Origin of the sequence: Cellulomonas sp. (assembly GCF_035634735.1) — a bacterium.
Classification (GTDB): domain Bacteria; phylum Actinomycetota; class Actinomycetes; order Actinomycetales; family Cellulomonadaceae; genus Cellulomonas.
This window is the reverse complement of sequence record NZ_DASQCJ010000045.1, coordinates 17,774-32,627: the sequence shown is the minus strand read 5'-3', so window position 1 is coordinate 32,627 and position 14,854 is coordinate 17,774. Positions and strand designations below refer to the sequence as shown.

General features: G+C 75.0%; 10 protein-coding genes and 1 pseudogene. 4 read left to right on the top strand and 7 right to left on the bottom strand.

Annotation, left to right across the window (positions count from 1 at the left end):
• Positions 1-16: 16 nt before the first annotated feature.
• On the bottom strand, positions 17-631 hold the full coding sequence (locus VER05_RS04425; protein ID WP_324844189.1) for a GyrI-like domain-containing protein: 615 nt from the start codon (positions 629-631) through the stop codon (positions 17-19).
• 162 nt (positions 632-793) lie between these two features.
• On the opposite strand from VER05_RS04425, the gene ftsW reads away from it, so the two are divergent.
• A complete protein-coding gene (gene ftsW, locus VER05_RS04420) occupies positions 794-2,110 on the top strand; it encodes a putative lipid II flippase FtsW (RefSeq protein ID WP_414647552.1) in 1,317 nt (438 codons plus the stop codon).
• Here the strand turns inward: ftsW and VER05_RS04415 are convergent.
• Positions 2,106-2,741: pseudogene (locus VER05_RS04415) on the bottom strand (isocitrate lyase/PEP mutase family protein); the annotation flags it as partial. The gene ftsW and the pseudogene VER05_RS04415 overlap by 5 nt on opposite strands.
• Positions 2,742-2,887: 146 nt before the next feature.
• Here VER05_RS04415 and VER05_RS04410 point away from each other — a divergent pair.
• From VER05_RS04410 to VER05_RS04400, 3 genes are all read left to right on the top strand, one after another.
• Complete coding sequence (locus VER05_RS04410) at positions 2,888-3,502, top strand: helix-turn-helix domain-containing protein (protein ID WP_324844187.1); 615 nt, start codon at positions 2,888-2,890, stop codon at positions 3,500-3,502.
• 49 nt (positions 3,503-3,551) lie between these two features.
• Positions 3,552-4,520, top strand: a complete 969-nt coding sequence (locus VER05_RS04405) for a DUF5692 family protein (RefSeq protein ID WP_324844186.1) — start codon at positions 3,552-3,554, stop codon at positions 4,518-4,520.
• A 372-nt stretch (positions 4,521-4,892) separates the two neighbouring features.
• Positions 4,893-6,500 (top strand): ABC-F family ATP-binding cassette domain-containing protein, encoded by a 1,608-nt coding sequence (locus VER05_RS04400; RefSeq protein WP_324844185.1) that lies wholly within the window; start codon positions 4,893-4,895, stop codon positions 6,498-6,500.
• A 27-nt stretch (positions 6,501-6,527) separates the two neighbouring features.
• Here VER05_RS04400 and narI read toward each other — a convergent pair whose 3' ends face one another.
• From narI to VER05_RS04375, 5 genes are read right to left on the bottom strand one after another with little or no spacing between them, the layout of a single operon-like run.
• Positions 6,528-7,295: a respiratory nitrate reductase subunit gamma gene (gene narI / locus VER05_RS04395; protein ID WP_324844184.1), complete on the bottom strand. Its 768-nt coding sequence runs from the start codon at positions 7,293-7,295 to the stop codon at positions 6,528-6,530.
• The gene (gene narJ, locus VER05_RS04390) at positions 7,292-7,966 is read right to left on the bottom strand and encodes a nitrate reductase molybdenum cofactor assembly chaperone (protein WP_324844183.1); all 675 of its coding nucleotides are present in this window, start codon (positions 7,964-7,966) and stop codon (positions 7,292-7,294) included. Before narJ ends, narI begins: the two co-directional genes overlap by 4 nt.
• Positions 7,963-9,693 carry a nitrate reductase subunit beta gene (gene narH, locus VER05_RS04385; protein ID WP_324844182.1) on the bottom strand — a complete coding sequence of 577 codons (1,731 nt, stop codon included), beginning with the start codon at positions 9,691-9,693 and terminating at the stop codon, positions 7,963-7,965. The genes narJ and narH overlap by 4 nt, the downstream gene beginning before the upstream one ends.
• The gene (locus VER05_RS04380) at positions 9,693-13,430 is read right to left on the bottom strand and encodes a nitrate reductase subunit alpha (protein WP_324844181.1); all 3,738 of its coding nucleotides are present in this window, start codon (positions 13,428-13,430) and stop codon (positions 9,693-9,695) included. Before VER05_RS04380 ends, narH begins: the two co-directional genes overlap by 1 nt.
• A 25-nt stretch (positions 13,431-13,455) precedes the next feature.
• Positions 13,456-14,760: an MFS transporter gene (locus VER05_RS04375; protein WP_324844180.1), complete on the bottom strand. Its 1,305-nt coding sequence runs from the start codon at positions 14,758-14,760 to the stop codon at positions 13,456-13,458.
• Positions 14,761-14,854: the final 94 nt, after the last annotated feature.

Below are 14,854 nucleotides of genomic sequence, written 5' to 3'. Positions count from 1 at the left end.
CCGCTGACCCCGCCCGTCAGCCGACCGGCCGGACCGGCTGCCGCAGCACCGTCCGCAGCCGCTCCGCCGGGACCCGCCGCGGGTCGCCGAGGTAGATCTCGTGGTGCCGGCCGTTCCACGTGAGCCCGCGCGCGGGCATCAGCTCGTGGTGCAGCCGCGCGAGCATCGGCGCCTCGTCGTCGTACGACCCGACGTGCAGCACCTGCAGCGACCGTCCCTCGTCGAGGGTGAGCGGCCGCACCCGGTCGACGGGCCGCGCCGGCCTGCGCGTCGCGGCGGCGGCCAGCCCCGCCGCGACGTCGTCGGGCACGACCGCCCCCGGGAGCGGGATCAGCATCGTCCAGTCCCAGTCGGCCTTGCGGCCCTCGGCGAAGGCCGCCGGGTCCGGGCTCGACCACAGGCCCTCCAGCGGGCCGACCACGAACGCCTCCGCCGTGCGCGCCTTCAGCACGGCCCGCACCGCGTACGCCGAGGTGTACAGCGCGGCGACCGCGTCCGCGTACTCCGCGGCGGTGTTCGGGTCGCCGTGCCCGTCGACCGCGAGGTACTCGGCCGGCGGCACGTCGACCTCGGCCCAGTCCCGGCCGGCCCGGTACAGGTCCGCGCGCTCGCGCCGCACGTCGATCGCCATGGTCGTGCTCCCGCCGCTCCGCCGCCGCCCGTCCCGCCCATGATGGACCCGCGACCGGCGGGCGCGGGGGCGGTCCGGCCACCGGCCGCACCACCTAGGCCGCCGGACCGCAGCACTCAACCGCCGGCTGAGGGGCGCGCGACCCCTGCCTAGCGTGGCGCGGTGCCCCCGCCGACGGCCCCGGAGCCCGCCCCCGCGTCGCCCGGTCGCGACGGCGCCGGCAGCCATCGGCTGCTGCTCGGCGCCGCCCTGACGCTCGTGGTGCTCGGCCAGGTGATGGTGCTGTCCGCGTCGGCGGTCGGCGAGATCGCCCGCGGGAACTCCCCCTACGCGCTGGCCGCCGAGCAGGCGCGGTTCGCGGTCCTGGGGGTCGCGGTCATGCTCGCCGCCTCCCGCGTCCCGCTCCGGGTGCACCGCCGGGCGGCGGCCCCGCTGCTGCTCGGCGCGCTCGCGCTGCAGCTGCTCGTGTTCACCCCGCTCGGGCTGAGCCAGGGCGAGCGGCGGAGCTGGGTCGCGCTCGGGCCGGTGGCCGGCCAGCCGGCGGAGCTGCTCAAGGTCGGGCTGGTGCTGTGGCTCGCCCGGGTGCTGGCGGAGCGGCAGGACGGCATCCACGACTGGCGGACCGCCGCGCTCCCGGCGGTCCCCGGGGCGGTCGTGGTGGTCGCCGCCACGCTGGCGGGCCACGACGTCGGCACCTCGCTCGTGCTGGCCGCGCTGGTCGCGACGGCGCTGTTCGTCGCCGGCGCGCCGCTGCGGCTGTTCGCCGTCGGCGGGGCCGGGGTCGTCCTCGCCTTCCTCGCGGTCGCCGCCTCCGCGCCCCGCCGGGTGCAGCGGATCAGCGACTGGCTGGGCGGCGACTGCGACCCCCTGGGCAGCTGCTACCAGACCACCCAGGGGGTGCGGGCGCTGGCCTCGGGCGGCTGGCTCGGGGTGGGGCTCGGTCAGTCGCGGCAGAAGTGGTCCTACCTGCCGGAGGCGCACAACGACTTCATCTTCGCGATCGTCGGCGAGGAGCTCGGCCTCGCGGGGACGCTGCTGGTGCTCGCGCTGCTCGGCGCGCTCGCGCTGGCGATGATCTGGGTGATCGGCCGGCACCCGGACCCGTTCGCCCGCATCGCCACCGGCGGCGTCCTGGGCTGGGTGGTGTCGCAGGCGCTGGTCAACATCGGGACGGTCATCGGCCTGGCGCCGGTCATCGGGGTGCCGCTGCCGCTGGTGTCGGCGGGCGGGTCGGCGCTGGTCGCGACGATGCTGGCGCTCGGCGTCGTGCTGGCCTGCGCGCGCGGCGCGGCGCCGGGGCCCGGCGCCGGGGCCGCGGTCAGCCGCCCACGCCCGCCGCCCGGACCGCGAACGCCTGCAGGCGCTCCTGCACCGCCCAGTACGACGTCGCCGCCGGCGGCGTGCCGCCGTCCCGCACCGCCGTCGCCGACCCGACCGCCGCGTCGACCGCCGCGCGGTACGGCAGGGAACCCGTGCTGACCCGCCGGACCCCGAGCTCGCCCAGCCGGGCCAGCGTCAGCCCCGGCACCAGCAGGACGTTCACCGGCAGGTCGATCGCGGCGGTCAGCGCCGCGATGTCCGCCGGGTCGGTCGCGCCCGGCACGAAGATCCCGTCGGCCCCCGCGTCGGCGTAGGCCAGGGCCCGCGCCACCGTCGCCCCGACGGTCGCGTCCTCGCGCAGCCAGTAGGTGTCGACCCGGGCGTTGACGAACAGCCCGGGCGCGGCCGCCCGGATCGCCGCGACCTTGGCCGCGGCCCGCGCCGGGTCGGTGAGCGCCCCGGCGGCCGAGTCCTCGACGTTCACCCCCGCCGCGCCCGCCTCGGCCAGCTCGGCGACCGCGGCCGCAGCCTCCGCCGGGTCGTCGGCGTAGCCGTCCTCGGCGTCGGCGGACACGTGCACGGGCAGCGCGTGCAGCGCCTGCACCAGCCGGAGCGTCGCCTCGCGGGTCGCGCCGGAGGCGTCGGGCGCGCCGCGGGACGCCGCGACGCCGAGGCTCGTCGTGCCCACGGCCGGGAAGCCCGCCTCGGCGAACGCGAGGGCGGAGCCGACGTCCCAGGCGTTCGGCAGCAGCAGCGGGGCGGGTCCGTCGTGCAGGGCGGCGAAGGTCATCGGGGGTCCTCTCGGCGCCGCGCGCCGGGGCGGACCGCGCGGCCCCTCGATCGTAGGAGGACGGCTCCCGCGCCCCCGCCGCCGGGCGCCGGCGGTCGGGACGATCGTCCCGTTGACGATGTGTCAACGAGTCCTACGGTCGAGCCGTGACCAGCACGAACACCCGCACGGTGCTCGACCCCGAGGAGCGCCGCGCCGCCCTCCTCGACGCGGCCGAGCGCGCGTACGCCGCGAGCGGCCTGAGCCGGACCACCGTGAGCGACGTCGCTCGCGCCGCGGGTGTCACCCGCGGGCTCGTCTACCACTACTTCCCGACCACCGAGGACCTGCTCGACGCCGTCCTGGCCCGGCGGGTGGCCGCCTTCGCGGAGTCGGTGCGCGCGTGGGACGACCAGCGGACGGTCGGCGACGTCGAGGGCGCGCTGCGCGACGTGATCGCCCTGTTCCGCGCGCAGACCGCCCCCGCGGACCCGCTGCGCGCCGACCTGCGCCGGCCCGAGAACGCCGCGCTCTACCAGCGGTTCGTGGACGCGGCCGTCGGCGCGGTCGTGGACGCGCTCCAGGTCACCACCGTCGAGGCCTACTCCGCCCGGCACGGCCTCGCGATCGCCCACGTCCGCGCGACGTTCGTCGTCCTGGTGCACGGGCTGGTCGGGCTCGTCCGCACGGAGCCCGACGTCCCCGACGCCGTCCTCGCCGCGCTGGTCCGGCAGACCCTGCGGCTGGACCTGGTCGGCCGCACCCGCCCCCCGTCGTCCTGATCCCCCCGCGCCGCCGCCCGGCGGCACCGCTCGCAAGGAGGCAGCACCCGTGTTCCTGTTCGAGTCGATCCCGTGGTACTCCGCGGTCATGTGGTGCGTCGTGCTCGCGGCGCTCATCGGCCTCAACGAGGTCACCCGCCGCCGGCGCGCGGCCGGGCTCGCCTTCTTCGTCGCGCTGCCCGTCGTGCTGACGATCTTCGTCTGGCCGCACACCGCCGGCGCCGGCTCCAGCACCGGCACCTGGTTCCACTGGGTCAAGGTGTACTCGGCCCTGGCCGGCTGCCTCGGGTTCATGGCGCTGCGCTACCACCCGCGGCTGGCCGCGAAGCGCTGGGCGCTGGTGTTCCCCGCCGCGATCCTGGCGATCAACATCGCCGAGGCCGTGCTCCGCGACTTCCAGGTCGCCGGGATGTCCGAGGGCGTGGTCGACGGCGTCTACATGGTCCCGGGGCCGTGGAACGTCATGAACGGCGTCGCCGGCATCCTCAACCTGGTCACCATCTGCGGCTGGGCGGGGATCCGGATCAGCCGGTCGCGGTCCCGCGACATGATCTGGCCCGACATGCTCTGGTTCTGGATCATCCCGTACGACCTGTGGAACTTCGCCTACGTCTACAACTGCGTCGGCGACCACGCGTTCTACGCCGGCGCCGCGCTGCTGATCTCCTGCACCATCCCGGCCTTCGCCCTCAGGCGGGGCGCCTGGCTGCAGCACCGCGCGCACACGCTCGCGCTCTGGATGATGTTCACGATGGCGTTCCCGACCTTCGTGTCCTCGTCGCGGTTCGCGGTCGACGCCTCGCACGACCCGACGGCGCTGTTCCTGGTCAGCGCGGTCTCGCTCGCGGCCAACGTGGCCCTCGCGGCGTACCAGGTGCACCGCGTCGTCACCACGCGCCGCAACCCCCTCACCGGGACCGAGCTGTACCCGGAGCTGGCGGCGTACCGCCGGGTCGTGGCCGAGGAGCAGGCGCAGGCGGACGGCGACGGCGCGCCGCGGACGCCCGTGGCGGTCTGACCCCGGCCCCGTGCTCGACGCGAGCCCCCGTCCCCGCGGACCCCGCCGGGGCGGGGGCTCGTCGCGTGCGGGGCGCTCTGCGTCGGAAAACCGGAGGCGGCAGGCGGCGGCACCTTGCTACGGTCACCGGCGTGGAGACGATCGAGGTCGACAGAGCCTAGCCACCGGACCGCCGGTGGCTCGCCCCGTCGTCCGACGCGCAGCGCCGGTCCGCCCGCCGAGGGCGCCGACCGCGCGGCGACGAGCCCCCGCGCCCTCCGGCGCCGCGCCGCCCCGGCCCGCGCCCTCCGCGCACCCGGGGACCGGCCGCCCGAGCCGACCACACCCGCCCCGCCCCGCACCGCGGCACGCGAGGGAGAGAAGAGCACGCCCATGTCCCCGTCCCCCTCCGTCACCCTGCGCGCCGTCACCCTCGAGTGGCCCGACGGCACCCTCGCCCTGGACCGCGTCGACGGCACGTTCACCCCCGGCCGCACCGGGCTGGTCGGCCGCAACGGCTCCGGCAAGTCCACGCTGCTGCGGCTCGTCGCCGGCCTGCTGACGCCCACGTCGGGCGCGGTCGAGGTCGCCGGTGAGGTCGGCTACCTCCCCCAGACGCTCACGCTCGCCCGGGACGCCACGGTCGCGGAGCTGCTCGGCGTCGACCGCACGCTCGCGGCGCTCCGCGCGATCGAGTCCGGCGACGTGGACCAGCGCCACTTCGACGTCGTCGGCGACGACTGGGACATCGAGGCCCGCGCCGACGAGGCGCTGCACGCCCTGGGTTTCTCGGCCGGCGACCTCGGCCGGCGGGTGGCGGAGGTGTCCGGCGGCGAGGCGATGCTGATCGCGGTCACCGGCCTGCGCCTGCGCCGCACGCCCGTGACGCTGCTCGACGAGCCGACCAACAACCTCGACCGCCCCACCCGCGCGCGGCTCGCCGAGCTCGTCGACCAGTGGCCGGGGACGCTCGTCGTCGTCAGCCACGACCTGGAGCTGCTGGAGCACGTCGACCGGATCGCCGAGCTGCACGGCGGCACCCTGGAGACGTTCGGCGGGACGTACCGCGCGTGGCAGGAGCACCGGGAGGCCGAGCAGGCGGCGGCGGAGCAGGCCGCCCGGTCCGCGCAGCAGGCGCTCCGGGCGGAGAAGCGGCAGCGCGCCGAGGCCGAGACGACGCTCGCCCGGCGGGCCCGCACCGCCCGCGCGACCCAGCGGGACGGCGGCATCCCGAAGATCCTCGCGGGCAACCGGGCCAGCCGGGCGCAGCACTCCGCCGGCGCCCTGCGGTCCACGCTCGACGACCGGGTCCGCGCGGCGCAGACGGCGGTCGACGCCGCCGACGCCCGGGTGCGGGACGACGAGCACATCCGGCTCGTGCTGCCCGACCCCGACGTGCCGCGCGGGCGCCGGATCGCCGAGCTCGCGGACGCCGGGGGGACGCTCGTGGTGCAGGGGCCGGAGCGCGTCGCGCTCGTCGGGGCGAACGGCACGGGCAAGACCACGCTGCTGGAGCAGCTGGTCCGCGGGACCGCGCCGGCGCCCGGCCGCCCGCACGGCCGGCTGCTGACCGGCGCCGTCGGGTACCTGCCGCAGCGGCTCGACGGCCTGGACGACGAGGCGGGCGCGCTCGCCGCGGTGCAGGCCGTCGCGCCGGGCACGCCGCCGGGCACGCTGCGGAACCAGCTCGCCCGGCTGCTGCTGCGCGGCGACGCGGTCGACCGGCCGGTGCGCACGCTGTCCGGCGGCGAGCGGTTCCGGGTCGCGCTCGCCCGGCTGCTGCTCGCCGACCCGCCCGCGCAGCTGCTGGTGCTCGACGAGCCGACGAACAACCTCGACCTCGCGAGCGTCGCGCAGCTCGCGGAGGCGCTCGACGCGTACCGCGGGGCGCTGCTGGTGGTGAGCCACGACCGGCCGTTCCTGGAGCGGATCGGGGTGGACGCGGTGGTCGAGCTGGGTGCCGACGGGCGGATGCGGCGCCGGGCGGAGCTGCCCGCCTGAGGCGGGCCGCCCGCGTGCGCGTCCCCGTCAGCGGCGGCCCGCGCGCGGGCGGTCGCCCGCCTGGACGCCCTCCCACCCCGGGCGGCTCGGGCGCGCGCCCAGGCGGTCCGGGCGGGAGCGGTACACGACGTACGGCCGCCACAGGTAGCCGAGCGGGACGCTGAACACGTGCACCAGCCGGGTGAACGGCCACAGCGCGAACAGCAGCATCGCCGCCATGCCGTGCAGCTGGAACCCGAGCGGCGCGTCGGCCATGAGCTCCGGGTGCAGGTCGAACCGGAAGATGCCGCGGAACCACACCGAGACGCCCTCGCGGTAGTCGTAGTGCCCGCCGAGGTTGAGGATCGACCCTGCGACGGTGTTCCACATCCCGAGCGCGATCACGACCGCCAGCACCAGGTACATCACCTTGTCCATGCGGGTCGTCGCGCGGAACACCGGCCCGACGGTCCGGCGCCGGTAGATCAGCAGCACCAGCCCGACCAGGGTGCACACCCCGGCGACGGCCCCGATGCTGATCGCCAGCGCGTGGTAGACCTCGTCGCTCATCCCGACCGCCCGGGTCCAGGACTTCGGGATGCCGAGGCCCATCACGTGCCCGAGGAACACGGCGAGGATGCCGAAGTGGAACAGCGGGCTGGCCCAGCGCAGCAGCCGGCGCTCGTAGAGCTGGGAGGACCGGGTGGTCCAGCCGAACTTGTCGTACCGGTACCGCCAGACGTGCCCGAGCACGAACACGGCCAGGCAGACGTAGGGCACGACGACCCAGAGCAGCACGTCGCGGGTGGAGGTCATGGGCGGGCTCCGATCGTGACGGGCTGCGGTCCGGGGTAGCCGTCGAGGCCGACGTCCTCGTCGGGCGGGCCCTCGGCGGCGAGCCGGGCGACGGCCTCCCGGTCGTCGCCGCCGAGGGGCGGCAGGGTGGCGGACACCGCGACCAGGACGTCGGCCCACGGGGACCGGGCGTCCAGGAGCGCGAGCCGCAGCAGCTCGACGCCGGCGCGGTGCGCGAGCAGCAGGCCGATGCCGGCTGCGCGGCCGTCGGCATCGCCGGCGCCGCACAGCTCGAGCACGACCGCCAGGTGGTCGGGCAGCTCGCCGTCGGCGACCTCGAACCCGGCGCGCCGCAGCGCCCGGGTGACCTCGACCAGCGCGACGCCGCGGCGCCGGGTGTCGCCGTACGCGTAGTAGGTCAGGTACGGGCTGCACCGGCGCCTCAGGTCGAAGGTGGCGACGTAGTCGACGGCGAGCTCCGCGACCGGGCGGGCGCCGAGGTGGTCGGCGACCCGGCGCAACGGGTCGGCGACCTCCGGCCGCACCTCGTCGAGCGCGGCCCGGACGGCGGGCAGCAGCGCCACCAGGTCGTCGGTCGGGTAGTCGAGCAGCAGCGCGGCGGCGCGGTGGGCGACCGCGTGCTCGCGGGTGGCGAGGCGCCGCGCGGTGGCCGCCCGCTCGACGCGGTTCACGGGGCACCCGCCCCGGGCGCGCGCGGGTCCGCGGGCGGCCCGGCGTCCGGGCCCGGCTCCCCCGGGTCGTCCGCCCGCGGCGGGAACATCCCCTCGGGCGCGCCCTTCCCGTCCCAGTTGAGCAGGTTCACCCGCGCCCGCCGGCTCGACGGGTCGGCCACGGTGTCCGCCGTCTGCCGCTGCTGGAGCATGTGGAAGTTCTCCACCGCGACCGGGTCGTTCCGGAACGCGCCGCCCGACCCCTCGCCGAACGGCCCGGACCCGCCCATCCCCGGTCCGCCGTCGTAGTCGAGGGCGCACTCGGTGGCGAGCTCCTCCAGCTGGTGCGCCTGCTCGGCGTGCGCGGTCGGGATGACGTACCGCTCGTCGTACTTGGCGATCGCCAGCAGCCGGTACATCTCCCGCATCTCCGCCTCGTCCATCCCGACGCCCGCGGGGATGTCCGGGTCGCCCGCGCGGCCCATGTTCAGGTCGCGCATGTAGGACCGCATGGCCGCCAGCCGGCGGAGCACCGCGGTGACCGGGGCGGTGTCGCCCGCGGTGAACAGCTCGGCCAGGTACTCGACCGGGATCCGCAGGGCGTCGATCGCGGCGAACAGGTTGCCCGCGCCCTCGGCGTCCTCGCCCGTCTCGGCCACCACGTCGACGACCGGCGACAGCGGCGGGATGTACCAGACCATCGGCATCGTGCGGTACTCGGGGTGCAGCGGGAGCGCCACCTCGTAGTCGTGGATCAGCCGCCACACCGGCGACCGCTGGGCCGCCTCCACCCAGTCGCGCGGGATGCCCGCGCGCTCGGCCTCCCGGACCACCTCCGGGTCGCGCGGGTCGAGCAGGACCTCGCGCTGGGCGGCGAGCAGCCGCTGCTCGTCCGGCTCGCTCGCCGCGGCCAGCACGCGGTCGGCGTCGTAGAGCACCAGTCCGAGGTACCGCAGCCGGCCGACGCACGTCTCGGAGCACACCGTCGGCAGGCCGACCTCGATGCGCGGGAAGCAGAACGTGCACTTCTCCGCCTTGCCGGTGCGGTGGTTGAAGTAGACCTTCTTGTACGGGCACCCGGTGACGCACTTGCGCCAGCCGCGGCACTTGTCCTGGTCGACCAGGACGATGCCGTCCTCCGCCCGCTTGTAGATCGCGCCCGACGGGCAGGACGCGGCGCAGGACGGGTTGAGGCAGTGCTCGCAGATCCGCGGCAGGTAGAACATGAAGGTCTGCTCGAACTCGAGCCGCACCTTGTCCGAGACCTTCTGCAGCACCGGGTCCGCCGCCGTCAGCGTCGGGCCGCCGCCCAGGTCGTCGTCCCAGTTGGCGGACCACCGGACCTGCATGTCCTGGCCGGTCAGGAGCGACTTCGGCCGGGCGACCGGGCTGTGCTCCTGCAGCGGCGCCGACGTCAGCCGGTCGTAGTCGTAGGTCCACGGCTCGTAGTACGCGTCGATCGACGGCTGCTTGGGGCTGGCGAAGATCGTCAGCAGGTTCTTCAGCCGGCCGCCGGCCCTGAGCTGGAGCCGGCCGCGGCGGTTCAGGGTCCAGCCGCCCTCCCAGCGCTCCTGGTCCTCGTAGCCGCGCGGGTAGCCCTGGCCGGGCCGGGTCTCGACGTTGTTGAACCAGACGTACTCGGTGCCCGCGCGGTTCGTCCACGCCTGCTTGCACGTGACCGAGCAGGTGTGGCACCCGATGCACTTGTCGAGGTTCATCACCATCGCCATCTGCGCCATGACTCGCATCAGTACTGCACCTCCTGGCTGCGGCGGCGGACGACCGTGACCTCGTCGCGCTGGTTGCCGGTCGGACCGAGGTAGTTGAACGCGTAGGACAGCTGCGCGTAGCCGCCGACCAGGTGGGTCGGCTTGATGAGCAGCCGGGTCAGCGAGTTGTGGATGCCGCCGCGCCGCCCGGTGGTCTCGGTGAGCGGCACGTCGATCAGCCGGTCCTGCGCGTGGTGCATGTAGACCGTGCCCGCGGGCATCCGGTGCGAGACCACCGCCCGGGCCACGACGACGCCGTTGCGGTTGACCGCCTCGACCCAGTCGTTGTCCGCCACGCCGATGGTCGCGGCGTCCCGGTCGCTCATCCAGATCGTCGGACCGCCGCGGGACAGCGACAGCATGAACAGGTTGTCCTGGTACTCGGAGTGGATCGACCACTTGTTGTGCGGGGTCAGGTACCGCACCGTGACGCCCACCCCGCCGTCCCGCGCGCCGCCCGGTCCGCCGAGCAGCGGCTCGTCGAACAGCCGGTTCATGTCGAGCGGTGGCCGGAACACCGGCAGGTTCTCCCCGAGCTCGGTCATCCAGTCGTGGTCGAGGTAGAGGTGCTGCCGGCCCGTGAGCGTGTGCCAGGGCTTCAGCCGCTCGACGTTGATCGTGAACGGCGAGTACCGCCGGCCGCCCGTCTCGGAGCCGGACCACTCCGGGGAGGTGATCACCGGCACCGGCTCCTGCTGGGTGTCCCGGAAGCTCACCCGCTTGCCCTCGTGCTCCTCGGCCAGGTCGGCGAGGGGCCGTCCGGTGCGCGCCTCGAGGGTGTGGAAGCCCTGCACCGCGAGCCGGCCGTTGGTGGTGCCGGACAGCGCGAGGATCGCCTCGCAGGCGTCGACGTCCCGGGCCAGCGACGGCCGGCCCGCGGCCGGTCCGCCGCGGACGACGCCGTTGACCCGGCCGAGCAGCTCCACCTCCGCCGTCACGTCGAACGTGACGCCCTTGGTGGTGGTGCCGAGCGTGTCGACCACCGGCCCGAGCGCCGCCATCCGGGCCGCGACCGCCGGGTAGTCCCGTTCGACCACGACCAGCTTCGGCATCGTCCGGCCCGGCACCGGCTCGCACTCCCCGTCCTTCCAGTCGAGCACCCGGCCGTGCGGGGTCGCGAGCTCGTCCGGGGTGTCGTGCGTGAGCGGCACGGCGACGACGTCGCGGCGTACCCCGAGGTGCTCGGCGGCGAGCTCGCTGAACCGGCGCGCCAGGGTGTGGAAGGCGTCGAAGTCGGTGCGCGTCTGCCACGGCGGCGGGATCGCGGGGCTGAACGAGTTCACGAACGGGTGCATGTCCGTCGTGTTGAGGTCGTGCTTCTCGTACCAGGTCGCGGCCGGCAGCACGACGTCGGAGTAGATCGTCGTGCTGGTCATCCGGAAGTCCAGGGCGACGAGCAGGTCGAGCTTCCCGGACGGGGCGTCCTCCCGCCAGACCACGTCCCGCGGCCGGTCGCCGGGCGGGGCCTCGTCGGCGCGGAGGTTCGAGTCGGTGCCGAGCAGGTGGTGCAGGAAGTACTCGTTGCCCTTCGCGGAGCTGCCGAGCAGGTTCGCGCGCCAGACGGTCAGCACCCGCGGGAAGTTCTCGGGGGCGTCCGGGTCCTCCGCCGCGAACCGCAGGTCCCCGGACCGCAGCTGCTCCGGGATCGTCTCGGTCACGGGCCGCCCGGCGCGCTCGGCCTCGTCGGCGAGGTCCAGCGGGTTGCGGTCGAACGTCGGGTACGACGGCATCCAGCCCAGCCGGGCGGACTGCGCGATCAGGTCGGCGGTGGTGCGCCCCGTGAATCGGCCCCCGGTGCCCGGCGCGGCCGCCGCGAGGGTGTCGGCGGAGAACGGGTCGTACCGGAACTGGTCGGTGTTGAGGTACCAGTACGCGGTCTGGATCATCGTCCGGGCCGGCCGGCCCCAGTCGAGCGCGTTGGCGTACATGCCGTGGCCGGTGACCGGCCGGACCTTCTCCTGCCCGACGTAGTGCGCCCAGCCGCCGCCGTTCACGCCCTGGCAGCCCGTCAGCGTCGTCAGGGTGAGGAACGCGCGGTAGATGGTGTCGGAGTGGAACCAGTGGTTGGTCCCGGCGCCCATCACGATCATCGACCGGCCCCGGGACTCCTCCGCGTTCGCCGCGAACTCCCGGCCGATCCGCTCCGCCTTCGCCGCGGGCACGCCGGTGAACTGCTCCTGCCACGCGGGGGTGCACGGCGAGTCGGCGTCGTCGTAGCCGGTCGGCCACTGCCCCGGCAGCCCGGGCCGGCCCACGCCGTACTGCGCGAGGACCAGGTCGAACACCGTGGTCACGAGGTGCCCGCCGACCCGGCGGACCGGCACGCCGCGGGTGACGGTCGCCGCCGCGCCGTCGAGCGTGTCGAACCGCGGCAGCACCACCGCGACGGCGCCCTCGCCGGCCGGGTCGTCGGCCATCGTCAGCAGCGGGTCGACCTCCCCGAGGTCGAGGTTCCACCGCCCGGCGCCCGCCTCGCCGTAGTGGAACCCGAGCGACCCGCCCGGGACCACCGGCGCGCCCGTCACCCGGTCCACCAGGACGGTCTTGAACGCCGCGTGCTCGCCGGTCGCCTCGGCGCCCGGCAGGTCGGCCGCGGTGAGGAACTTGCCCGGGACGACGCCGTCGGCGGTCTCGTCGAGCCGGACCAGGAACGGCAGGTCGGTGTACCGCTTCACGTAGTCGGTGAAGTACGGCACCTGCCGCTCGACGTGGAACTCCCGGAGCATCACGTGGCCCATGGCCATCGCCAGCGCGCCGTCGGTCCCGGGCGCGGCGGCCAGCCACTCGTCCGCGAACTTGACGTTGTCCGCGTAGTCCGGCGCGACGGCCACGACCTTCTGCCCGCGGTACCGCGCCTCCGCCATCCAGTGCGCGTCCGGGGTCCGGGTCACCGGCAGGTTCGAGCCCCACATGACGAGGTAGCCAGCGTCCCACCAGTCGCCCGACTCCGGGACGTCCGTCTGGTCGCCGAAGACCTGCGGCGACGCGACGGGCAGGTCGGCGTACCAGTCGTAGAACGACAGCATCGGCGCCCCGATGAGCGAGTGGTACCGGGCGCCAGCGCCGTGCGACACCATCGACATCGCGGGGATCGGCGAGAACCCGGCCACCCGGTCCGGGCCGTAGGTGCGGATGGTGTGCACCTGCGCCGCGGCGACGATCTCGATCGCCTCGTCCCAGCTCGCGCGGACCAGGCCGCCCTTGCCGCGGACCTCCTTGTACCGGCGGGAGACCTCCGGGTCGTCGACGATGCTCGCCCACGCCGCGACCGGGTCGCCGCCGGCCCGGCGCCTCGCGTCCCGGTACAGCTCCAGCAGCCGCCCGCGGACGTAGGGGTACCGGACCCGGGTCGGCGAGTAGGTGTACCAGCTGAACGCGGCGCCGCGCGGGCAGCCGCGGGGCTCGTACTCCGGCCGGTCGGGGCCCACGGACGGGTAGTCGGTCTCCTGGGACTCCCAGGTGATGATCCCGTCCTTGACGTAGACCTTCCACGAGCACGACCCGGTGCAGTTGACGCCGTGCGTCGACCGGACGACCTTGTCGTGGCTCCACCGGTCCCGGTAGAAGGTGTCGGCGTCCCGGCCGCCCTGCTGGTAGAGCGTGCGCAGGTCGGGCGACACCTCGCCCCGGCGCAGGTGCCGCCCCAGGCGGAGCAGGGCGTCCGAGGCGGGCGTGTCGAGCCCCGGGGCGAGCGGGGCGGGGTCGGGTGCGTTCACGGGGGCTGCTCCTCGGTCGGACGGGTCAGCTCGGCTTCTCGGCGCCGGGCCGCGCGTAGTACCACCAGGTGAGCGCCGTGCAGAGGGCGAAGTACACGACGCAGCCGATGAAGAAGGTCCGCGGCGCCATCATCGACAGCGCGGTGCCGACCAGGAACGGCCCGAAGGCCGCGACGGAGGCGGTGAACCCGATGACCCCGCCCGCCTGACGCCGGGGGAAGATCATCGGCATCTGCTTGAAGGTGCCGGCGTTGCCCATCCCGGCGAAGAAGAAGATCGCGAGCATGCCGAGCAGCAGCCCGGTGAACTGCCCGCGGTCCGTCGGCGACAGGTAGAAGGCCGTGACGACGGTGCTGACGGTCATGCCGATCCCCGAGACCAGCGTGAAGACCGCGCCGCCGTACCGGTCGCACAGCGGGCCGAGCGCCGCCCGCACCACCGAGCCGATCAGCGGCCCCAGGAACGCGAACGCGAGCGGGTCGGGCGGGTTCTCGAAGCCGCCGTACTCGTTGGTGATGATCAGCCCGAACTGGGCGGCGAACCCGCTGAAGGCGCCGAACGTCATCAGGTAGATCGCCGTCATCACCCAGGTGTGCTTCTCCCGGAAGATGTCGAGCTGCTGCCGGATGTTCGCCTGCACCGGGACCCGGCGCAGCAGCACGGCCGCGAGCACGCCGCCGAGCACCACCCACGGCACCAGCACGAGCCCGGCGTTGTGCAGCCAGAGGTCCCCGCCGGTCGTGGTCTGCTGCGGGGTCAGCGCCGCCGTGCCGAGCAGGCCGAAGCCGACGACCCAGGGCGTGAGGAACTGGATGAGGCTGACGCCGAAGTTGCCGATGCCGGCCTGCAGGCCGAGGGCGGTGCCGGACAGCCGCCTCGGGAAGAAGTAGCTGGTCGAGGGCATGAACCCCGAGAACGCGCCGCCGCCGATGCCGGCCGCCGCGGCGAGGAAGATCAGCACCCAGTACGGCGTGGTGGCGTCCCGGACCGCGATGGTCCAGCCGAGCATCGGCATCAGCATGAGGGTCGCGGTGCCGCCGACCAGGGTGCGGGTGCCGACGATCGGCGGCAGGAACATGTAGACCATGCGCAGGAGCCCGCCGGCGAGGCCGGGCACCGCGACCAGCCAGTAGAGCTGGCCCTTGGTGAGGTCGAAGCCGATGTCGTTCAGCCGCGGCGCGATCGCGCTGACCAGGTACCAGACGCAGAAGGCGAGCGTCAGGTTGTAGGTCGTCACCCAGAGCGTGCGCCAGGCGAACCGCCGGTCCCAGGCCTCCTCGCGCTCCGGGTCCCAGCGCGCCAGGTCCACCTGCGGGTCGAAACGGCTCATGCGGTCTCCTTCGCACCACCCCGCGCCGCCTCGTCGCGCCGCCGGAGCACCCCTGTCGCGCCAGTCAACCGAGCACGCCCGCCGGGGCCAACCG

Bases quoted from the DNA above. Each gene is read 5' to 3' on its own strand.
- VER05_RS04375 (WP_324844180.1), bottom strand. From the start codon at position 14,760: ATGAGCCGTTTCGACCCGCAGGTGGACCTGGCGCGCTGGGACCCGGAG.
- VER05_RS04425 (WP_324844189.1), bottom strand. From the start codon at position 631: ATGGCGATCGACGTGCGGCGCGAGCGCGCGGACCTGTACCGGGCCGGC.
- narI (WP_324844184.1), bottom strand. From the start codon at position 7,295: ATGACCTCCACCCGCGACGTGCTGCTCTGGGTCGTCGTGCCCTACGTC.
- VER05_RS04400 (WP_324844185.1), top strand. From the start codon at position 4,893: ATGTCCCCGTCCCCCTCCGTCACCCTGCGCGCCGTCACCCTCGAGTGG.
- narH (WP_324844182.1), bottom strand. From the start codon at position 9,693: ATGCGAGTCATGGCGCAGATGGCGATGGTGATGAACCTCGACAAGTGC.